General features: G+C 36.6%; 21 protein-coding genes and 1 riboswitch. Of the genes, 1 reads left to right on the forward strand and 20 read right to left on the reverse strand.

Annotated elements, in window-relative coordinates; translation table 11 throughout:
* Nucleotides 1-20 precede the first annotated feature (20 nt).
* The 6 genes from BVF91_RS00985 to BVF91_RS01010 all read right to left on the reverse strand — a co-directional run bounded on the left by BVF91_RS00985 (nt 21) and on the right by BVF91_RS01010 (nt 5,441).
* Nucleotides 21-851 carry a sensor histidine kinase gene (locus BVF91_RS00985; protein WP_240495750.1) on the reverse strand — a complete coding sequence of 277 codons (831 nt, stop codon included), beginning with the start codon at nt 849-851 and terminating at the stop codon, nt 21-23.
* Nucleotides 852-882: 31 nt separating this feature from the next.
* Nucleotides 883-1,614, reverse strand: coding sequence for a LytR/AlgR family response regulator transcription factor (locus BVF91_RS00990; protein ID WP_085111667.1), 732 nt, complete (start codon nt 1,612-1,614; stop codon nt 883-885).
* 244 nt (nt 1,615-1,858) lie between these two features.
* Nucleotides 1,859-3,127 (reverse strand): Nramp family divalent metal transporter, encoded by a 1,269-nt coding sequence (locus BVF91_RS00995; protein ID WP_085111668.1) that lies wholly within the window; start codon nt 3,125-3,127, stop codon nt 1,859-1,861.
* A 44-nt stretch (nt 3,128-3,171) separates the two neighbouring features.
* Entirely contained in the window at nt 3,172-3,831 is a 660-nt protein-coding gene (locus BVF91_RS01000; protein WP_013787472.1) for a redox-sensing transcriptional repressor Rex, read from the reverse strand.
* Nucleotides 3,832-3,910: 79 nt separating this feature from the next.
* A complete protein-coding gene (locus tag BVF91_RS01005; RefSeq protein WP_085111669.1) occupies nt 3,911-4,636 on the reverse strand; it encodes an OmpA/MotB family protein in 726 nt (241 codons plus the stop codon).
* Nucleotides 4,623-5,441, reverse strand: a complete 819-nt coding sequence (locus BVF91_RS01010) for a flagellar motor protein (RefSeq protein WP_045411191.1) — start codon at nt 5,439-5,441, stop codon at nt 4,623-4,625. Before BVF91_RS01010 ends, BVF91_RS01005 begins: the two co-directional genes overlap by 14 nt.
* Nucleotides 5,442-5,567: 126 nt before the next feature.
* Between BVF91_RS01010 and BVF91_RS01015 the strand changes: the two genes are divergently transcribed.
* Complete coding sequence (locus BVF91_RS01015) at nt 5,568-7,460, forward strand: ABC transporter ATP-binding protein (RefSeq protein ID WP_085111670.1); 1,893 nt, start codon at nt 5,568-5,570, stop codon at nt 7,458-7,460.
* A gap of 12 nt (nt 7,461-7,472) precedes the next feature.
* Here BVF91_RS01015 and BVF91_RS01020 read toward each other — a convergent pair whose 3' ends face one another.
* From BVF91_RS01020 to BVF91_RS01085, 14 genes are all read right to left on the reverse strand, one after another.
* Complete coding sequence (locus BVF91_RS01020) at nt 7,473-8,423, reverse strand: D-2-hydroxyacid dehydrogenase (protein ID WP_085111671.1); 951 nt, start codon at nt 8,421-8,423, stop codon at nt 7,473-7,475.
* Nucleotides 8,424-8,578: 155 nt separating this feature from the next.
* Complete coding sequence (tsaD, locus tag BVF91_RS01025) at nt 8,579-9,592, reverse strand: tRNA (adenosine(37)-N6)-threonylcarbamoyltransferase complex transferase subunit TsaD (protein ID WP_085111673.1); 1,014 nt, start codon at nt 9,590-9,592, stop codon at nt 8,579-8,581.
* 11 nt (nt 9,593-9,603) lie between these two features.
* Nucleotides 9,604-10,050: a ribosomal protein S18-alanine N-acetyltransferase gene (rimI, locus tag BVF91_RS01030; protein WP_085111674.1), complete on the reverse strand. Its 447-nt coding sequence runs from the start codon at nt 10,048-10,050 to the stop codon at nt 9,604-9,606.
* 16 nt (nt 10,051-10,066) lie between these two features.
* Nucleotides 10,067-10,747 (reverse strand): tRNA (adenosine(37)-N6)-threonylcarbamoyltransferase complex dimerization subunit type 1 TsaB, encoded by a 681-nt coding sequence (gene tsaB, locus BVF91_RS01035; protein WP_085111675.1) that lies wholly within the window; start codon nt 10,745-10,747, stop codon nt 10,067-10,069.
* On the reverse strand, nt 10,747-11,205 hold the full coding sequence (tsaE, locus tag BVF91_RS01040) for a tRNA (adenosine(37)-N6)-threonylcarbamoyltransferase complex ATPase subunit type 1 TsaE (protein WP_085111676.1): 459 nt from the start codon (nt 11,203-11,205) through the stop codon (nt 10,747-10,749). Before tsaE ends, tsaB begins: the two co-directional genes overlap by 1 nt.
* A gap of 122 nt (nt 11,206-11,327) precedes the next feature.
* Nucleotides 11,328-11,912: an ECF transporter S component gene (locus BVF91_RS01045; protein WP_085111855.1), complete on the reverse strand. Its 585-nt coding sequence runs from the start codon at nt 11,910-11,912 to the stop codon at nt 11,328-11,330.
* A 61-nt stretch (nt 11,913-11,973) separates the two neighbouring features.
* Nucleotides 11,974-12,100, reverse strand: a riboswitch (FMN riboswitch).
* Nucleotides 12,101-12,164: 64 nt separating this feature from the next.
* A complete protein-coding gene (gene arcC, locus BVF91_RS01050; protein WP_085111677.1) occupies nt 12,165-13,109 on the reverse strand; it encodes a carbamate kinase in 945 nt (314 codons plus the stop codon).
* Between the two features lie 102 nt (nt 13,110-13,211).
* Nucleotides 13,212-14,153 (reverse strand): ornithine carbamoyltransferase, encoded by a 942-nt coding sequence (gene argF, locus BVF91_RS01055; protein ID WP_085111678.1) that lies wholly within the window; start codon nt 14,151-14,153, stop codon nt 13,212-13,214.
* A gap of 26 nt (nt 14,154-14,179) precedes the next feature.
* Entirely contained in the window at nt 14,180-15,337 is a 1,158-nt protein-coding gene (locus BVF91_RS01060) for an amidohydrolase (RefSeq protein WP_085111679.1), read from the reverse strand.
* Between the two features lie 92 nt (nt 15,338-15,429).
* Nucleotides 15,430-16,107 (reverse strand): TVP38/TMEM64 family protein, encoded by a 678-nt coding sequence (locus tag BVF91_RS01065; RefSeq protein WP_085111681.1) that lies wholly within the window; start codon nt 16,105-16,107, stop codon nt 15,430-15,432.
* A gap of 11 nt (nt 16,108-16,118) precedes the next feature.
* Nucleotides 16,119-16,856, reverse strand: coding sequence for a bis(5'-nucleosyl)-tetraphosphatase PrpE (gene prpE / locus BVF91_RS01070; protein ID WP_085111682.1), 738 nt, complete (start codon nt 16,854-16,856; stop codon nt 16,119-16,121).
* Between the two features lie 175 nt (nt 16,857-17,031).
* Nucleotides 17,032-18,216 carry an RNA-guided endonuclease InsQ/TnpB family protein gene (locus BVF91_RS01075; protein ID WP_085111683.1) on the reverse strand — a complete coding sequence of 395 codons (1,185 nt, stop codon included), beginning with the start codon at nt 18,214-18,216 and terminating at the stop codon, nt 17,032-17,034.
* Nucleotides 18,209-18,817, reverse strand: coding sequence for an IS607 family transposase (locus BVF91_RS01080; RefSeq protein ID WP_085111685.1), 609 nt, complete (start codon nt 18,815-18,817; stop codon nt 18,209-18,211). The genes BVF91_RS01075 and BVF91_RS01080 overlap by 8 nt, the downstream gene beginning before the upstream one ends.
* A gap of 122 nt (nt 18,818-18,939) precedes the next feature.
* Entirely contained in the window at nt 18,940-21,078 is a 2,139-nt protein-coding gene (locus BVF91_RS01085) for a Tex family protein (protein WP_085111686.1), read from the reverse strand.
* Between the last annotated feature and the right edge of the window lie 53 nt (nt 21,079-21,131).

Below are 21,131 nucleotides of genomic sequence, written 5' to 3' on the forward strand. Positions count from 1 at the left end.
TTTAAGGAACGAAAAGATTATCATTCGTTTATCTCATAAGACGGTATTAAGACAGTCACAGAAAAATATTCATCATCGATATTTATGTTTATATCCCCATCATATCTTTTAACAATATCCCTTACGATAGATAGCCCATTGCCCCTTCCAGTGCCTTTCGTTGTAAAGCCATCACATAAGATGTTTTGTTTAACATAATCACTGACAGCCCAGGTATTTTTGACAACAAAGATGTAGTCAACTGGATCTGAATTTAAAATTATCTCCATCTTTCTATCATTTTTTAGCCTTTCACATTCTTCTGTAGCATTATCTATCAAATTTCCCAAAATAGAGCATACATCATTAACCACTTTCTGCCTGATCTTCAAATCAACCGTACAAATAAATCGAACTGATATATCCTTTTTTATCGCCTTGCTTATTTTAGAATACAAGAGAAGATCTAATATGTCGTTTCCAGTATCAACTTTTATAAGGCTACTGCTTATGTCGTCAATGTAAGTCTTTAAAAATTCTTCAGCATCTTTGTACTTCATTTGTCTTATCAATTCATACAAAATCAGTATATTGTTCTTCAATTCATGTTTATTTTTTCTGTATAAATTATTTTGTTCTTCTACAAACTTGAGTTTAAAATCATTAATGATATTTTGGTACTCGTTTTTTCCATTTGTATATATCATCCTTATTATGGTAAAAACCAAAATATTTATGATGAAAATCGTAAAAAATAAAAACAATTTAAAGTCAGCCGGCATGAAATACCCTTGTTTATAGTAAATGCTGTTGCTTATCGTAATTATGACAAAAGTCATATACACAAAAAACAGTGCAATTATCTTATTCAAACTTTTCCTTACCATGTCATCACCACGAGATCTAATTTGCTTTCATATCATCCGGCTGACTTAATATATCTTTCAATCTATCTCTGAATTCACTGTATAATTTCTTTGTTAGATATGCCTTTTTATTTTTATCTCTAAAGCTTATTTCAAGTGATGTTCTACTTACAGATTTAATAGAATAAACTTTATATAGATTTACTATATAAGATCTGCTGGTCTTAAAAAACACTTTTTTGTTGAGGAGTTTGTAGACATCGCTAAGAGAAGTGTTTGACATAAAATCTTCAAACGCAGTGCAGAAAAAGGTTTTTTTCCTGTTAGCCTCAATAAAGTATATGTCATTTGTATTGACTAACCTCACGTCTTCACCGCATCTTACCTCTATTACAAAAGATGAATCGCTAAATTTTCTCTTTACCCTTTCAATAGTATTAATCAACCTGTTGTAATTTATAGGCTTTACAATATAGTCAGCAGCATATAGTTTTACAGCATCTTTTATATATTCATCATACGACGTTACGAATATGACCTCTGTATTTGGCAGCAAATCTCGAATATTTTTAACGACTTCTATTCCTGTCATTTGTGGCAGTTTTATATCCAATATGGCTAAGTCAGGTTTCACCTTTAGTATGGCATTTAATAAATCTCTTCCTTCGTTCGTGATGTATTCAACTTGAACATCGCTTATCTCCATGACCCTTTTGCTTATCTCTTTTCTAAGCGAATCTTCATCTTCAGCGATTATGGCTTTTAACATAACATCACATCCCTTTATGATTTTCCAACAATATAAATATTCGATATAAAAGAGAGAATTCCTTCAAAAAATGATAACCAATAGAAAAAAGAGAATAAGATGTCCTCATTCCCTTATGCAGAAATGAAAATGCCTATTTAATTGTACATCTAATATGTTCTACACTAATTATATAATAATTTTTAAAACTAAAATCGATTTAGAACGAAAATGACAAAATAAGGAACGAAAATGCAATATACCATCAAACCAATGTATCGATTAAAAGTTTTACGTTTAGAGCAGTTATAATCACCGCTAAAATAATTAAAACAGCTTTACTGGCTTTGCCATTTGAATAATCGCCCATGACCTTCTTCGATGATGTCAGATAAATTTGAGTAAACACTGTAATCGGTAATTGTATGCTTAGTATCATCTGAGAAAATATCAAAACTTGAAATGAGTCTTTAAATAAAAATATTACAATAATCGCTGCAAAAAGCGAGATAAAGATTCCTGTAAGCGTGTGTTTGTCTTTTATGTTGTAAGGTTCTTTAAAAATCCCAGCGTATATGGAACCACCTGCAATTCCAGATGTTACCGTTGACGAAAAACCTGAGAACAAAAGTGCTATTGCAAATACCAAAGATGCCTTCCCTCCAACAATAGGCTTCAAAAGCTCTCCTGCTTGCTCCAGCATGTCCACAGCAATGCCTTTAGTGTAAAATGCCGCAGCCGAAAGAAGTATCATAGCACTATTTATAGCCCAACCTATAATCATCGAAAACAATGTATCAAGAAATTCAAATTTAAGCTGCTTTTTGACAACCGATTCATCCTGCAAGTTCCATTGGCGGCTTTGAATGATTTCCGAGTGGAGGAACAAATTGTGTGGCATTACGACAGCACCTAAAACGCTCATGATTACAACCATGGAACTATGAGGTATTGATGGATTTATCCAACTTATAGCTGCTGCTTTCCAATCTATCTTCACCATGTATACCTCAAACAAAAATGAAAGTCCTATAAGTGACACAAACCCGATTATGATCTTTTCTAAGCGCTTGTAAGAATTTGTATAAAGCACTAAAGATATGACTAATAGCGCTAAAACCGCCCCGATTTTTACAGGTATATTGAAAAGCATCTTTAGAGCTATAGCCGTACCTAATAGTTCTGCTGTAGATGTAGATACTGATGCAGCAACAGCCGACAGCAGAATAAATTTCGAAAGCCTGCTGTCTATAAATATGGATGTAGCTTCAGACAAACAGTAGCCTGTGACGATTCCAAGGTGCGCTGCATTGTGCTGCAATATGATGAGCATTATTGTTGACAATGTTATAACCCACAGCAGCTTATACCCATATATTGAACCTGCAGAGACATTCGTGGCCCAATTCCCCGGATCTATAAAGCCTACCGTAACCAATATCCCTGGTCCAACGTATTTCAGAAAATTGACGAAAGGGACGACACTTCTATCTTCCTTAAGAAAATCCCCAATGGTTTTTATAAATCTTTTCATGTTTGCCTCCAAAGCAATACAAAAAAATAAATGGATTGTACCATTTATTTTTCTTCGACTTTAGCTTTAAGCAGATTTTCTTCATTTATGCGATACGACAATGTCAATAAGCTATCGCTTAAATGCACATTTTCCAGTATCACGTCATCGGGAACCTTTAAATCTATAGGAGAAAAGTTCCATATAGCTTTTATGCCTGCTTTCACCAATCTATCGGCCATAATCTGCGAATTATCTTTTGGTATGCAAAGTATGGCAATGTCTATCTTATTTTTAGACAAAAAATCCTCTAATGTCTCCACATCCATTATCTCTATATCTCTTATTTTAAGTCCAAACAATCTTGGATTGACATCAAAAATTCCCTTTAAGCTAAATCCAGTTCTCTCAAAATTTGTGTAGTTTGCTATGGCCTGTCCAAGATTACCTGCACCAATGATAATAGTGCTGTATGTCTTATCTAAGCCTAAAATCTTTGTCAGAGTATTGTAAAGCTCTTCTACGTTGTAACCATAACCTTGCTGTCCAAATCCGCCGTAATTATTGAGGTCCTGCCTTATCTGCGAGGCAGTCACGCCCATCCTTTCGCTTAACTCTCTGGATGAAATCCTTTTTACATCATTTTTCAATAATTCTTCTAAATATCTATGGTATCTCGGCAATCTCCTTATTACAGGCATTGGCACTATTGTTTTTTTTGTCATAAAATCACCCCAGACAAAATCCTAATAAAGAAATTATATTACATTGTAAATAATATGTCAACCTGGAAATATCTATTTTTTACTGAGCAGGTTCCCACTTGTTGTAATCGCTGTTCATTATCACTATGTCAACTCTCCTGTTAAGCTGCCTATTTTTATCGCTGTCGTTTGGCACTATTGGACGATACTCACCATACCCTACAGCCGAAATTTTTGCCGGATCCATCTTTACGTCATTCACCAAAATCTCAACCACATTTGTGGCTCTTATGACAGAAAGCTCCCAGTTTGAATGAAATTGATTATTGTTTATGGGCACATTATCTGTATATCCCTCGACGCGGATGTAATTGGGCATCGATTTTAATATGTTTCCTATTTTTATCAATGTCTCTTTCTGCTCAGGTTTGACATCTGCTGAACCAGTATCAAATAGCAATGTATCATTTAGGCTTATGACAAAACCTCTCTCGTCCACCTTGTAAGTCACCATGTTTTGAAGGTTGTACTGCTTTATAAGCTTGTCGAGCTGTGATGCAATCGAATTGTCGTTAGTGCCATTTGTACCTGTAGTCTTAATGCTGTCAAGTATGCTGTTTCCACTTTGTTGACCTATGACGTAATTCGTCCCATCAAAAGTTTTACCAAGTGATGCAGCAATTTGCTGAAATTTCTGAGAATTAACCGTACTTATAGTATAAAGCACGATAAAAAATATCATAAGCAGCGTTATCATGTCAGAATAAGTAAGCAACCATCTTTCGCTGTTTTCCTTTTTCCCTTCATCTTCTTCATGCCTTATCATCAGCAATTTCACCTTTCACACTTTGTTCTTTTGCTTTAGCAACTGATTCCCTTTCAACTACAAATGTCAGCAACTTCTTCTCCACGATCTTAGGATTCTCACCAGCCTGCAGTGAAAGGCTGCCTTCTAAGATTATCTCCTTTTCCGTCTTTTTGATCTGCGCTTTGTTCTTAAGCTTATTGCCTATAGGCAGCCATACAAGGTTAGCCATACTTACACCATAAAGTGTAGCTATAAAAGCAACAGCTATTGAAGGCCCCAACTTATCTGGTTCACTGAGATTTCCCAAGACGTGAACAAGTCCCATAACCGTACCTATGATACCCATGGTTGGGGAATATCCTCCAGCAGCTTCAAAGATGCTGGCTTCTCTTTTAAGCTCTTTATCTTCTATGTATATCCTATTTTCCATAGTAGTCCTTATAAGCTCAATATCCGCACCATCTATGACAAGCTCAATGCAGTCTTTTAAAATAGGATCGTAGTTTTTAATTTCATCTGACTGCAACTCCTGTTCAAGGCTTAAAAGTCCTTCGCTTCTGGCTTTTTGAGCGAGATACACAAAATACCTGATTATATCACCGTATTTGTTGCCTTCCTCTTTAAAAGCCTTCCCAATCAATTTCGGAAGTTTCAACATATCTTTCATCGAAAAAGAGGTCATAGTAGCGCCTATCGTTCCACCTAAAACTATAAGTGCTGCCGATACACCTATTAAAGATGCAACGCTTCCACCCTCCATGACAAATGCTAAGATGAGAGAGCCAAACCCTAACAAAATCCCTAATAACGTCGAAAAATCCATACACATTCACCTCGTTAATTTTGACATATATAATATCGGCAACAAAACCATAAAAATTAAATATCAATTGCACTTTAAATAGGACATAATCTTTGATATATTATATTATAACAGGAGGAGTATTAAATGGCTATAATATCAGCAAATAACGTAAATTTATCATACGGAATAAATAGCATATTAGAAAATATATCTTTCATTGTAAATGAAGGAGATAAAATAGGTGTTGTAGGAGATAATGGAGCTGGAAAATCGACTCTATTTAAGCTTATAGTAAAAGATCTTCAGCCTGACATCGGAAACATATCGATGCCACTAATAAGCGTAGGATATCTTGAGCAAAACGCCTATATAATAAGCAACAAGTCTATTTACGATGAAGTCAAGACAGTCTTTCAAGACATTGAAAATCTTGAAAATGAAATAAAGAAGCTGGAAAAATTGATAGCAGATACAAAAGATGAATCTAAATTATATAAGCTTCTTGACGAATATTCAAAGTTGACAGATGAATACAACAAAAAAGAGGGTTATTCGGTTGACAGCAAAGTGCGAGGCGTGCTTATAGGATTAGGCTTTAGCCAAGAAGAATTTGATAAACCTGTTTCTACCTTAAGCGGTGGCCAAAAGACAAGGCTTATGCTGGCAAAGGCTCTTTTAAAAGATCCTGACCTTCTTCTTTTAGACGAGCCTACAAATCATCTTGATATACCTTCCATAGAGTGGCTTGAGCAGTATTTGAGATTTTTTAGAGGAACTGTAATGGTCATATCACATGACAGATTTTTTCTCGACAGAATCGTAACTCGAATATTTGAGATAGAAAATAAGACATTGAAATCCTACGATGGAAATTACACAGAGTACGTAAAGAAAAAGAATGAAGAAATAAGCATAATGATGAAGGCTTATGAAGAACAGCAAAAGGAAATCAAGAGAATACAGGAAATGATAATGATACAGAAAAATCGCCGCCGCGAAAAATCAGTAAAAATGGCTGAAAGCAAGCAAAAACTTCTGGACAAGATGGAGAAAATAGATAAGCCTTCTATAAACAATGAAACAATTAAGCTTTCGTTTGATTTTATAGAAAAAAGCGGAAATGATGTTTTAAAGGTATCTGACCTCTCATTGTCTTTCGATAAACCTGTATTTCACAATATAAGCTTTGAAGTCTACAAAGGAGATAGAATAGCTATCTTAGGGCCTAATGGCGTAGGAAAAACTTCTCTCCTTAAAACCATCGTAGGCGAGATTGCAAATTACGAAGGAAGCATAAGCTTAGGCACAAATGTATCGATAGGCTATTATCAACAGGAGTTTTCAAATCTAAACGATGAGAAAACAATAATCGACGAAATATGGGATGAAAATCCTTATCTGACTCAAACAGAAGTAAGGACTATGCTGGGCTCTTTTTTGTTCAGCGGCGATGATGTGTTTAAACAAATAGGCAAGTTAAGTGGCGGGGAAAAAGCAAGAGTTTCCCTTTTAAAGCTTATCCTTTCAAAAGCCAACTTTCTACTTTTAGACGAGCCTACAAACCATCTCGACCTGAAGTCAAAGGAAGTGCTGGAAAAGGCATTGTTAGATTTTGGTGGCACACTTCTATTCGTGTCACACGACAGGTACTTTATAGACAAAATAGCCACAAAAGTATTGGAAATGTCCAGCGATTCTATTAAGGAATACTATGGGAATTATTCGTACTACGTAGAAAAAAGAAATGAAAATAATACAAAAGAAGACGAAGAGGAAAAAAAGACAAAGACACAGCTTAAGAACGAAAAAATGCGAGAAAAGCTAAAGCAGAAAGAAGCCAAAAAGCAAAGGGAATACATGGCACGAATAGAAAACGAGATAATAGAAACTGAAGACGCCATAAAAGAACTGGAAGAAAAAATGTGCAATCCCGATATATACAAAACTGGAGAAATCGTCGACACACAGTCAAAATACAATATGTTAAAAGAAAAATTAGAAAAACTGTATGAAGAATGGGAAATTTTAAGCGGGTAAATTATACCCGCTTTAATATTGCTTCTTCAAATCGATGACGTTTATGTAATCACCATCGCCCATATATGCTTTAAGGTTGTGTTTCAATATCTGTACTGCCCTTTCCATGTATCGAGGCGATATGCCTGCCGTATGCGGTGTGATCACCACATTTTCCATGTCCCACAGAGGACTATCTTTTGAAAGTGGTTCATTTCCAAATACATCCAATGCAGCGCCTCTTATGTTTTTTTGCCTCAACGCATCAATTAGGGATACCTCATCGACAACGCTTCCTCTGCCGATGTTTATAAATACGCTGTCGCTTTTCATGCTCTTAAAAAACTCAGCATCTAAAAGATGGTATGTGTCATCAGTCAAAGGCAGCGCACATATTACGTAATCAGCATTTGAAACTGCATATATCATATTTTTATCTGTGTACATCTCATCTATAAAGGGACTTGACTTGCCTGATTTTCTTACTCCAACGGTTTTCATTCCAAATTCCCGTGCAATCCTTGCTATTTCTTCTCCAATGCTTCCGACGCCAAGTATGCAAACAGTCTTTCCGTACAATTCAGAAACCCTTACAGATTTGTCCCATTCTCTATTGATTTGCTTTCTTATGAAGTAATTTAATCCTCTTTCAAATAAAAGCATATACCCTAAAACTTGTTCAGATATCTGATACTTGTGAACACCTTTTGAATTGGTCAAGATTATATTCCTCTGCTTAAGTATATCAAACGGCATCGCATCAGCACCAGCACTCAATAGGTGAATCCACTTTAAGTTTTTGGCATCGTCTATCAATTCCTTTTTAGCATCTCCATCAAAGCAAACCAGCACTTCCACATCTTCAATATATTTGGAAATGTCCTCTACATCGTCTTTGCTTATTACATTAAAATTTGGCGCAATGCTTTGTATCTCCTCAATATACTTTTTGCCTACCTTTGACAGAAAAAGCATGTTATTCATAATAGAAAGCCCCTTTCTTTTTTCCATTTGATTACATAATATCCAAACTATTAAAGTTAATCACAGTATCCACAAAGTTATCCACAGACACATAACAGCATCATGGCAGATTTAAAGACAATTTTCCACAATATGCACAGATTTTTCGCCAACAATCAAAAAAGTTTTAAATACGGGACAGCATTTAAGTCTAATCCTGAAACTTTTCCGCGAATAAAGTCAAAATACCCTGCACTTGCTATCATAGCGCCATTGTCTGTGCAGTACACTTGTTTTGGAAAATGAATCACAAACCCTTCTTCATCTGCCAGTTTTTTTAATCTTTCTCGAAGAAGGCTGTTAGAAGCCACACCGCCTGCTATGGATATTTTTTTTATGTTTTTAAACTTAGCAGCCTCAATAAGCTTTGATGACAAAACATCGACTACATTCATCTGAAAGCTGGCAGCATAGTCTGCCACATTTATCTCAATGCCATTTTGCCTTTCTTTGTGCAATTGATTTATGACTGCTGTCTTCAATCCACTAAAGCTAAAATCAAAATTGTCCTTTTCCATAAAAGACTTTGGAAAGTTATAGCGATATGGATCACCGCTTTTTGAGATCTCATCTATTTTAGGACCGCCAGGATATCCAAGACCTAATGCTCTTGCCACCTTGTCAAATGCTTCTCCTGCAGCATCATCCATCGTTCTACCGAGAACCTCATACTGTCCATAGTCTTTTACAAATACGATGTGACTGTGTCCACCTGACGCTATAAGGCAAATAAATGGCGGTTCAAAATCGCTGTCAAGGTAATTTGCAGATATATGCCCTTCAATGTGGTTTACGCCAACAAATGGCACGCCTTTCCCGTATGCCAAAGCCTTTCCGTACGAAAGCCCTACCAACAATGCACCTACAAGTCCCGGACCGTATGTAGCAGCAACAACATCAACGTCATCAAGCGTCACATCTGCCTTCAAAAGAGCCTCTTTCACCACATTTCCAATGGCTTCAATGTGGTTTCTTGATGCTATCTCAGGGACAACACCGCCAAATTCCTTGTGTATATTTATCTGCGAATATATGACATTAGACATCACGATTTTGCCATCTTTTACGACACTTGCCGATGTCTCATCGCAGGATGTTTCAATCCCTAATACTATCGTGTTTTCCCTCATACAATCTCTCCTTACATATCGTATTTCCACATTATAACTGCATCTTCATTGTTGTCCTGATAATACCCTCTTCTCTTGCCAACAGGTCTAAATCCGTATTTTTTATAAAGCGATTGTGCTACAAGGTTAGATTCTCTCACTTCCAGCGTCATAGACGTTATGCCTTTATTTTTTGCAAGTTCAATAAGCCCTTCAACAATGGCAGAACCTACACCTTTCCCTCGAAAATCCGGATGAACGGCAATGTTTGTTATATGTCCTTCGTCCACAACCACCCAAAAACCACCGTATCCAGCCACCTTGCCATCTACCTCAGCAACAATGTAGTGTGCACAACTATTTTTCGTAACTTCCATCACAAATGATTCAAAAGACCATGGCACAGAAAAGCTTAAATACTCAATTTCCATGACTTTGTCTATATCGCTTTTTACCATAGGGCGAATCTTTATATCCATAAAACCCTCCAAAACATCACTTAGAATTTTCCAACGGTGCAGGCTTTCTAATATAATACGGTTTAAAGTCAAGATATGTGCATATCTCGCCCTTTGATATTTTTTTAAGTGCCATCATTCCAACCGATGACGCTCTTGATATGTTGTTAATCGGCGATGCAAAAAAGGCATCTGGCAACGCACTTTTTAATGTGTCTTTATAAGCAATAGTACCATCTCCGACGAATAAAACTTCTTCACCGTATCCCTTTACTATGTCCATAACTACGCCTACTTCTTCCAGTGACACATCTTTTAGTCTATTTAACTCACTTCCACCTTTATAAAAAGCCATATAGACGTTTCCTCTTAACGCATCAATAATAGGGCAGATGATGCCTTTAAATTCTCCTACGTTATAGGCAAGGGCATCTAATGATGATACGCCAACAATTGGCACATCAAAAGATTGAGCTAATCCCTTCGCAGTAGCGGCACCTATCCTTAAACCTGTAAAAGATCCTGGTCCTTCACATACAGCTATATGGGTTATTTCCTCCTTTTTTACCTCCGCCATTTTTAAAAGTTCATCCATCATTGGCATCAATATAACAGAATGTCTCAGATGATTTATAGAAAATTCACCTATTAAGCCACTTTCATCCACTAAAGCGACAGTAGCCGTCTTTGACGATGAGTCTATTGCAAGTATCTTCATCACTTCATCTCCTTAATCACTTCATCGTATTTTGCACCATGTGATTCTATCTCTATTATCCTCTCATCGAAAGAATCGCTCATGAAAATATGCACAAATATATTTTCCTCCGGGATAAGAGGCATTATCTTTTCAGGCCACTCAATGACACAAACACCATCACCGTAAAAATATTCCTCATAGCCTATATCGTACAATTCCATGTAGTCGTCAATTCTATACACGTCAAAATGGTAAAGAGGAATTTCTCCCATATGCTCATTTACAATCATGAATGTAGGGCTTGTGACATAGTCGCATATACCCATGCCTTTAGCAATGCCTTTTGTCAAAACTGTCTTGCCTACACCTAAATCTCCAGATATAAGCACAATACTTCCTCTTTTTAGCAAACCGCCTAATTTAAACCCTATCTTTTCCGTTTCATCAGAGCTTTTTGTCCTAAAATGTATTTTCATTGAGAACACCACCGTGAAATTTATACAAATATTATATACCAAGTATACCATAAAACAAACGCCTAATGGCTGAATAAAAAAGCGCAAAAAAATAACGGAACACTGTCCGTTATTTTAAGTAACTACATCTTCAACATTGGAGATAATTTCTTGTAAATGAGGAACGTGATTAGAGATATTACTAAGCCTTTCAAGATGTTGAAAGGAAAAATACCGTACGCTATCAATGTCTTCAAATCAACTATATGGCTATTTACCGCTTTTCCCATTCCAACGATGGCGCTTAACGGCCAACCCATTATCTTCTGATATAATGGCAAAAATACATAGTAGTTTAATACTGATCCCGCAATAGCCATGACAATAGTTCCTAAAATCATTGCAAATAACGCTGACTTTTTAGATTTGTTTCTCATGTAGATTACGCCAACAGTAAATACGTAAATAGAGCCTACAACGAAATTGGCCACTTCTCCTATACCTGCAGATTGACTAACTGGAAGATGTATCACATTCTTTACAATCTCCACAAAGATGCCGTATACAGGCCCTAATGCAAATGCCGCTAAAAGAGGCGGTATATCGCTAAAATCAAATTTTAAAAAGCTTGGAAATAGTGGCAATTGAAATTCTAAGTACATCAGTACAAATGCTATTGCGGAAAGCAGCCCTACAGTCACAATCACTTTTGTCTTGCTGTGTTCCATAAATGACACCTCCAAATTTAAAAATCCCGAAGAAACATCTTCAGGATGAAAGCAAACAAAAATAAATCTTCTTCCATCCAGACTGTACTGTCGGCCTTGGAATCTCACCAAGTCCACCGCATCTGCGGGTCGCGGGCTCGCTTACGCTTACCGCCGGTCGGGAATTTCACCCTGCCCTGAAGATATTCTCCACTGGTTTATTCAATTCTAAATATTATAATGTCACAAATATATCAATTTGTCAAGTATTTTTTAATCGTCAACCACAACAGTGCCTGTATTTCCTGATAAAGCATCATGTGCCTTTTCTAAAGACGTTATTATGGCTCGCCTTCCTTTTCTTGACCTGGCAAACCTTATTGCAGCCTTGACTTTCGGCATCATTGAGCCTTCTGCAAAATGACCTTCGTTTAAATACATCTCTATATCATGGCTTGAAATCACATCCAGAGGCTTTTCATCAGGCTTTTTGTAGTTGATGTACACTTTTTCTACAGCGGTCAATATCAATAAAATATCTGCATCCAAATCTTCTGCCAATTTCTCAGATGCCAAATCTTTATCTATCACAGCAGCCACACCTTTTAAGCTGCCATTTTTCCTTACTACAGGTATTCCTCCGCCACCCGCCGTTATTACAACGACACCGTTTCTCTCCAAAAGCTTTATTGTGTTTAATTCAACTATCTCTTTAGGCTCTGGTGATGCTACGACTCTCCTATATCCTCTTCCACTGTCCTCTACCATCTGATATCCTTTTTCCTTTTCCAATAGCTCCGCATCTTCCTTAGAGTAAAACGGTCCTATTGGCTTTGTAGGATGTGAAAATGCAGCATCATCTTTATCTACAACAACCTGTGTAACGATTGTTGCAACATCCTTTTGTATATTCTTCTCTTTAAAAACCTCGCCTAAACATTGCTGAATCATATAGCCTATCATTCCCTGGCTTTCCGCGCCGCACACATCAAAGGGCATGGCTGGTATTATGTTAGACGCTGTCTCGTTCTGTATTATGATGTTTCCTACCTGTGGCCCATTTCCATGTGTCACAATGACAGAATACCCTTCTTTTATGATGTCTGCAATGTACATAGCCGTCTTTCTAACTGTATTCAATTGTGATTCGGCTGTAGGCACCATATCCTTGTCTTGCAGTGCATTTCCCCCAAGCGCAATTACTACTTTTCCTTTCATCGTATCCTCCTACTTACGCAAATAATGACATTCTACATTATATCATTTTATTCGCGATTTGAATAGTATGTGAAAAAGCCAAGGCAAATTGCCTTGACTTTTTTAGAGAATCGTCGCTATCATGACAGCCTTAATGGTATGCTTTCTGTTTTCAGCCTCGTCCCATACCCTCGACTGCTTTCCTTCGATCACTTCGTACGTTACTTCCTGTCCTTTTACAGCAGGCAAGCAGTGCAAAAATATCGTGTCAGGCCTATTTGTCTTTTTCATAAGCTCGTCGTTCACTTGGAATGGCCTTAACAGCATTTCTCTCTCTTTTTGCTTTGATTCTTCTCCCATAGATGCCCATACATCTGTGTAAATTGCATGTGCGCCTTCTAAGCCTTCACCAGGCACATCTGTCAGAGTAAATGTCCCTCCATTTTCGACAGCCATTTCTCTAATCTCATTTATGTAGTCCTCTTGAGGCCAAAGCTCTTTTGGCGAATTAATCACGTAGTCCATGCCCATCTTGGCACAACCGATAGCCAGCGTATTTGCCATGTTGTTTCTTCCATCGCCGACAAACACCAATTTTGTGCCTTTTAAGTGTCCAAACTCCTCTTCTATCGTCATTAAATCAGCCAAAACCTGTGTAGGATGGTATTCGTCTGTAAGCCCATTGTATACAGGGACGCCTGAATACTTTACAAGAGCTTCAACAGTGCTTTGATTGTATCCTCTAAATTCGATGGCATCAAACATCCTGCCAAGAACTCTCGCAGTGTCTTCTATGGATTCTTTTGCCCCAAGCTGAATATCATCTGTCGACAAGAAGACAGGGTGTCCTCCTTCTTCGCCAAATGCTGTCTCAAATGCACACCTGGTCCTTGTTGAGCGCTTTTCAAATATCAGTGCAATTGTCTTTCCCAAAAACCTTTGATGGACTATTCCTGCCTTTCTTTCTGCTTTAACCTGCTTTGAAATGTCCAGAAGATACCTTATCTCCTGCGGTGTATAGTCTTTTAAAGATAATAAACTCCTGCCTTTTAAATTAAATCCCATTTACTTTACTCCTTTCAAAACTATATTTATCTTTTAAATACCAATTGTCCATTTATGAATACAAACTTTGTCTTAGTCTTTATCTCAATTGGATTTCCGTCAAATACGGCTATATCAGCATCTTTTCCCTTTTCTATGCTGCCAACTCTATCGTCTATTCCGACGATCTTAGCTGGATTTATCGTAATAGCCTTTAATGCCTCCATCTCATCCATACCTTCTCTTACTGCAAGACCTGCACAAATCGGCAAGTAATTAAGCGGAATGACAGGATGGTCAGTCATAATGGCTACATCCAACCCTGCTTTTGATAAAATCCCCGGCGTCTTAAAAGTAAGGTTTGCAAGCTCCACCTTTGATCTTTCAGATAATGACGGACCAACGATGACTTTTGCCTTTTCCATGACAAGGTAATCAGCTATAAGATGGCCTTCAGTGCAATGGTCAATGGTTATGTCCACGTTAAATTCCTTTGCTATCCTTAAAGCAGTGAATATGTCATCAGCCCTATGGGCATGTGCCTTTAAAGGTATCTCTCTTTTTAATACTTTAACCAAAATCTCAAGCCCCAGATCTCTTGACGGCTTTTTCTCATCATCAGAAGGATCTTTCTCCATGTCCTCCATGTACTCTTGGGCCTTTATAAGCTCCTGTCTAAGCAGTGCAGCAATGCCCATTCTGGTCATAGGCATCTTGTGCTGTTCATTGTAGACAGATTTCGGGTTTTCTCCAAAGGCCACTTTAACCGCCACAGGTTCTTTTACTATCATATCGTCGATGCGTCTGCCATAAGTCTTGATGGCTACAAATTGTCCACCTATGACATTAGCACTGCCAGGGCCTGTAACAGCCGTAGTCACGCCTGTCTCGTATGCTTCTTGAAAATACTTATCCATAGGGTTTATGCCGTCAATAGCCCGCAACTGTGGTGTGATAGGATCTGTCTCCTCATTTCCATCTGCCCCTTCAAACCCTACGGCATTTTCCCACATGCCCAAGTGGCAATGAGCATCTATCATGCCTGGCATCACTGTAAGCCCAGATACATCTATGACTTCCGCATCAAGCGGTGCTATTATTTCCTCACCTACATCTAATATCTTTCCATCTCCTATAAGTACATCAGCCTTTTCATAGTTTTTTCCTGCCATAGTCAATACTTTGCCGCCTTTTAAAAGATACACCGTAAAACCCCCCGTCTTTAGAATTTTTCAAATGAAAAGAACCTAAAAGATATTATACTACACTGATAAAAATTGTAAACAGAGTAGCAAGTTTAATTTATCTTCTTGATTATCTTGTCTTTATTTAAAAATCCTATGACAAATAGAATAACCGCTATCACTGAAACAACGGCAGAAACCATGTAGTTTTTATGTTCAATGTTTGAACCAATATATGAAGAAATAACTATTCCCGGAAGTCGAGCTAAAGCCGTTATGAGAAAATAGTTTACAAATTTGACTGGTGTTAATCCTGCCACATAAGACAAAGCATCTTTTGGAAGCCCTGGCATCAAAAATACAATAAAAAGCCCCATCTCGCCTTTTTTGTTGTTTATGATGTAGTCAAACTTTTTTAGCTTATCCTCTGAAATCATTCCCCTCACAAACTCATAACCCAAAAACCTTGCTATGGCAAAGCACAAAACAGAGCCAATGGTTATGCCGATCAAAGAATAGAGAGAACCTAAAACAGCACCATAAAGGTATCCACCAGCTACCTGCACCACTTCACCAGGTATTATAAATATTACAACCTGCAGCACCTGTATAAGTATAAACACCAGCACGCCTTTTGCACCAAAGCCTAAAATCCACTTTTCAAACTTTGCAGGGTCTTTTAAAAGGTACGTAAGGTAGTCGCCATACCGAAACAGTACCCAAAAAAACAAAAATACAAAAGCCCCTATTAACAAGCTATTTACGAAAAGCTTATTTTTATTTCTCCTCATCTATTTTCCTCCTAAAGATTTCTAAACCTGCTTTCATCGTAAGGCATCGAAGATTTTACGCTGTATACCTTCATTTCAGGATACCTTAAAGCAGAAAGCTTCCCTCCAAATACACACCCTGTATCTATATTAACCGTATTATTTAAAAACCTCGGCTCTTTCACAGGCGTATGGCCGTACACGACAATCGGTTTGCCTTTATAGTCCTTTGCCCAGTCAAGCCTTACTGGCGTGCCATCTGGATTTTTTTCACCTGTTATATCTCCATATAAGACAAATTGCCTTACGTATTTCCCGTAAAAGCCTATGTATTTTTCTTTAATTCCCGCATGTGCCACAACAAGCTTGCCATCATCTAAAACAAGGTACATTGGAGCCATTTCGTAAAGCTCTTTAAAATTTGAAACGACAATTCTTTTTTGTTTCTCCCTTAAGTCATTTAGCTCCGCTACAGTCGTCTCTAATCCGTGTATGATTTTCACATTGTGCCCTAAAAGATAGCGGTAAAGCTTGTTACAGTGGTTGCCAGGGGTGTAAAGGGCTTTTTTAGCTTTAACATTCCTGTACACAAGCTCAATGACACCTACAGAATTAGGTCCTCTATCTGTAATATCGCCTAAAAACACAAGTTTTCTATCATCTTTATGGAAGTATACACCGTCTTTTAATGTGTAGCCCAATAAATCTATTAATTCTGTAAGCTCTTTATAGCAGCCGTGAACATCTCCGATAACGTCATAAGCTGTCAATATAAAACCGTTACAGAAAACTTATAAAACTTTTATAAATCATTTATTAAAGTTTATGTTTCTTTCCTTGTTCATCGTGTCCACTTTCGGATAAACCTACTCATGTTTATTTGACACTCCAAAGGCTTAAATTCCCCACTAACGTATGGGTACATATCAATAGTCGCTTTTAGTGCTATGCTATTGATTTACCATAATTCTTAAGATTTATACTTGCATTTAAGTCTCTATCTATTTCATACCCACATTCATCACATACAAAAACTCTTTCTGATAAAGATATATTGTCTTTTATATATCCGCAATTGCTACAGGTTTTGCTTGAAGGGTAAAATCTATCTGCAAGTATAAACTTAATGTTGTTCCACGCACACTTATATTCCATCTGCTTTTTAAACTCATAGAATAGCTGTTCTTGTATTGATTTTGATAACTTTCTGTTCTTCAACATTCCACAGGTGTTTAAACTCTCCATAACTACATATTTTGGCTTGGTTCTCACCAAAGATGTAGTTATTTGATGAATATAATTATGTCTTATATTTTTAAGCCTTCTTCGTATCTTTAAAACAAGGGATTCTAACTTCTTAATATTTTTAGTTTTTCTGTAACGGGCTTCACCTCCTTCTATTTGAATTTTATTTAGTTCATATTTTTTAGATAGTTTCCTTTGTAATCTTTTAAGCCTTTTCTCAAGTTTCTTTACTTTTTTAGATTTATTTATATTTTTAAACTTTTGTCCTGTGCTGACTACTGCTAAATCCTTTATACCTAAATCTATACCTATTCCCTCTGTTAAACTTTCATTGACTTCTTGTTGTATTTCTACCCCAATGCTTAACCACCAATTAAGTCCGTCAAATGTTGCTCTTGGATTAGAATATTTAATGTTTTTACCTGTCGGTATTCTTCCTTTTTCAGCCAACTTAATCCAATTTAGTTTTTGTTTATTTTTCTTTTTAGAAGTAGTTAATTTTTCTAATTTAATTTGAGTTTCTGTTATAACTATTTTAACTGTATCCTGATAAAAACTCTGTTTACTTCTTTTCTTTGACTTAAACTTTGGGAAGTTATTTCTACCTTCAAAGAAATTTTTATAAGCTGTACAGGCATCTTTTATTGCCTGTTTTGTAATATTGTTTGAATAATTATTGAGCCATTTATATTCTTCTGTTTGTTTAAGCTCTGTTAATCTTTTTCTTAACTCTCTGTCATTTATAAACTTACCACTATTTTTATAACTAATTTGTTCTTGTTCTAAGGCCCAATTATACGCCCATCTTGCAACTCCAGCACATTCAAATAGTTTAGTTTTTTGCTTATTATTTGGAAGAAGCATAACCTTATATGTTTTAATCATTTTCAGTCAGCTCCTTAATCATCTTCTTGGCTTTATTTGCTCTTTTGCTTTGAAGTTTGCAACTAAATACAGTTATTATTTGAACCAAGTCCTCTACAAGTTCTTGTTCTTCAGTTTTTTCTGTGTTATCTATTATTTCAATAACAGTCCCATATTTATTACATATATTTTCTATGAGCTCGTAGCCAAATCTAACAAGTCTGTCTTTATATAAAACTACTATTTTCTCAACCTCACCATTAGTTATCATATCAATAAGTTTATTTAAGCCATTTTTGTTGTAATTAATTCCGCTTCCTATATCAGTTATTATTTCAAACTGATAGCCCTTTGCTATCATATATTCTTTAACATATTTTATTTGTCTTTCTAAATCATCTTTTTGTTTTTGGCTTGATACTCTGCAATATCCTATTATTTTCTTCTTTAAAAATTGTTTGTTTATGCCAAGAAAATGATTAAGTTGTTCTTCTGAATAATATCTGAATCCTGATGGTGCAATATAAGCAGGTTTTAATCTGTTATTTTTATCCCAGTTTCTTAAAGTTTGTTCTGTTTTTCCTATTAATTTTGCAAATTTCCCTATGCTATAATACTTCACATTATCACCTCTATATATAATATTATAGTACATAATCTATAAATCATATATAGAGATTTATAGAATTTTATAAACTTATTTTAACCGTATCCCAACTTCCATTTATTCATATCATACATATATCATTTCATTGAAAGTGATATTCTATTTCTTTCTACATCGACGTCAATTACTCTTACCTTAACTACATCGCCTACAGATACCACATCCAAAGGATGATTTACGTACTTTTGAGACATCTCAGATATGTGGACGAGTCCATCAGTATGAACACCTATATCTACAAAGCACCCAAAGTCAACGACGTTTCTTACAGTCCCCATCAATTCCATCCCAACTTTAAGCTCCTCTATCGTCATCACATCAGATCTCAAGATTGGCTTTGGAAGGTCTTCTCTGGGATCTCTGCCAGGCTTTTTCAATTCATTTACAATGTCATTAAGCGTAGGAATTCCTATATCGTATTCTTGTGATAACTTCAAAAGTCCATACTCCTCAAGTTTGTAAGCAAAATCCCTCAAGCTTTTAATATCTAACTTATCCTTAACATAACCAAACTTCAAAAGAAGCTTCTCTAATACATCATAACGCTCTGGATGTACACCTGTAGAGTCGAATATGTCGTCACCATTTAATATCCTTAAAAAGCCTGCACATTGCGTAAAAGTCCCTTCACCTAACCTTTTGACTTTTTTCAGCTCATTTCTGTTTCTAAACTTGCCAACCGTATTTCGATACTCAACTATGTTTTTCGCTATGGTCCCATTTATACCTGCTACGTACTTTAAAAGCGATACAGATGCAGTGTTTAAGTCAACTCCTACGCTATTTACGCAGTCTTCAACAACACCATTTAAAGCTTCGCCCAACATCTTCTGGTTTACATCGTGTTGGTACTGCCCTACTCCAATAGACTTAGGATCGATCTTTACAAGCTCAGCAAGGGGGTCTTGAAGCCTTCGCGCCATCGATATAGCCCCTCTTAAGCTTACATTTACGTCAGGAAATTCCTCTGTCCCTATCTCTGACGCCGAGTACACCGATGCACCAGCCTCATTTACTATGACGTACTTCAAATCTCTGTCCATCTCTTTGATTAGATCTGCTATAAAAATTTCGCTTTCTCTCGATGCAGTTCCATTTCCTAATGAAATAAGACCAACATTGTACTTCTCTATCAAGTCTTTCAAAACCGCCTTTGCTCCATCTACATCGTTTTGAGGCGGCGTAGGGTAGACAGTGGCAGTATCTAAAAGTTTTCCTGTTTCGTCTACAACGGCAATCTTGCACCCTGTCCTATACGCTGGGTCAAACCCCATCACAACATATCCTTTGACAGGTGGCTCTAAAAGGAGGCTCTTTAAGTTCATCTTAAACACTTTTATAGCTTTATCTTCAGCAATCTCAGTAAGCTTATTTCTTATTTCCCTCTCTATAGATGGTTTGATAAGCCTTTTGTATGAATCAACTATTGCACTTACATGATACTCTTTAAAAATCGATTGATTATTTACACTTTCTGCGATTAATCTATTCACTATCTTTTCATCATCTACGTCTATCTTGACAGAAATATACCCTTCTCTCTCAGCTCTGTTAATAGCTAGAATCCTGTGAGGAGGTATCTTTTTAATTGACTCTCTGTAGCTGTAGTACATCTCATAAGGAGATTTTTCATCTTTAAGCTTTTCTGTAACAATACTGCCATTTTCCCAAATGGTATCCCTTATGTACTTTCTCGTATCTGCATCATCAGATATGTCCTCTGCCACTATGTCCATCGCGCCTTGATAAGCTTCTTCTAAAGTTACCACTTTGTCATTTAAAAACTTCAAAGCATAGTCATCTGGATTTCCTTCTTTGACATTGCCTTCAGATATCAACTTAGACAGATCTTCAAGCCCTTTTTCTTTCGCCACAGTTGCCCTTGTCCTTCTTTTTGGTCTAAAAGGCCTGTAGATATCATCTATTTCCTGCAGTGTCTTGCTGTTTTCTATTTTTTCTCTTATCTCATCCGTAAGCTTACCCTGTTCATCAATCAAGCGAATCGTATCGGCTTTTTTCTCCTCTAAATTCCTTAGGTACAAAAGCCTATCGTAAAAATTTCTTAAAACTTCATCTGACAAACTTCCTGTCGCTTCTTTCCTGTACCTTGCGATAAATGGTATAGTATTCCCGTCGTCAATGAGTTTGATGGTATTCAGTACCTGAAAATCTTTCAATCCAAATTCCTGCTTAAGTGCTAATGCAATCTTATCCATAAAACCTTCCCTTCATTTTTAAAATTTAAAATAAGGGATATCCTCCGATATCC

The sequence above is a fragment of the Thermoanaerobacterium sp. PSU-2 genome (genome assembly GCF_002102475.1).
Taxonomy (GTDB): domain Bacteria; phylum Bacillota; class Thermoanaerobacteria; order Thermoanaerobacterales; family Thermoanaerobacteraceae; genus Thermoanaerobacterium.

Coding starts and splice junctions, on each gene's coding strand:
- BVF91_RS00990 (WP_085111667.1), bottom strand. CDS start 1,614: ATGTTAAAAGCCATAATCGCTGAAGATGAAGATTCGCTTAGAAAAGAG.
- BVF91_RS00995 (WP_085111668.1), bottom strand. CDS start 3,127: ATGAAAAGATTTATAAAAACCATTGGGGATTTTCTTAAGGAAGATAGA.
- BVF91_RS01000 (WP_013787472.1), bottom strand. CDS start 3,831: ATGACAAAAAAAACAATAGTGCCAATGCCTGTAATAAGGAGATTGCCG.
- BVF91_RS01005 (WP_085111669.1), bottom strand. CDS start 4,636: ATGATAAGGCATGAAGAAGATGAAGGGAAAAAGGAAAACAGCGAAAGA.
- BVF91_RS01010 (WP_045411191.1), bottom strand. CDS start 5,441: ATGGATTTTTCGACGTTATTAGGGATTTTGTTAGGGTTTGGCTCTCTC.
- BVF91_RS01015 (WP_085111670.1), top strand. CDS start 5,568: ATGGCTATAATATCAGCAAATAACGTAAATTTATCATACGGAATAAAT.
- BVF91_RS01020 (WP_085111671.1), bottom strand. CDS start 8,423: ATGAATAACATGCTTTTTCTGTCAAAGGTAGGCAAAAAGTATATTGAG.
- tsaD (WP_085111673.1), bottom strand. CDS start 9,592: ATGAGGGAAAACACGATAGTATTAGGGATTGAAACATCCTGCGATGAG.
- rimI (WP_085111674.1), bottom strand. CDS start 10,050: ATGGATATAAAGATTCGCCCTATGGTAAAAAGCGATATAGACAAAGTC.
- tsaB (WP_085111675.1), bottom strand. CDS start 10,747: ATGAAGATACTTGCAATAGACTCATCGTCAAAGACGGCTACTGTCGCT.
- tsaE (WP_085111676.1), bottom strand. CDS start 11,205: ATGAAAATACATTTTAGGACAAAAAGCTCTGATGAAACGGAAAAGATA.
- BVF91_RS01045 (WP_085111855.1), bottom strand. CDS start 11,912: ATGGAACACAGCAAGACAAAAGTGATTGTGACTGTAGGGCTGCTTTCC.
- arcC (WP_085111677.1), bottom strand. CDS start 13,109: ATGAAAGGAAAAGTAGTAATTGCGCTTGGGGGAAATGCACTGCAAGAC.
- argF (WP_085111678.1), bottom strand. CDS start 14,153: ATGGGATTTAATTTAAAAGGCAGGAGTTTATTATCTTTAAAAGACTAT.
- BVF91_RS01065 (WP_085111681.1), bottom strand. CDS start 16,107: ATGAGGAGAAATAAAAATAAGCTTTTCGTAAATAGCTTGTTAATAGGG.
- BVF91_RS01075 (WP_085111683.1), bottom strand. CDS start 18,216: ATGATTAAAACATATAAGGTTATGCTTCTTCCAAATAATAAGCAAAAA.
- BVF91_RS01085 (WP_085111686.1), bottom strand. CDS start 21,078: ATGGATAAGATTGCATTAGCACTTAAGCAGGAATTTGGATTGAAAGAT.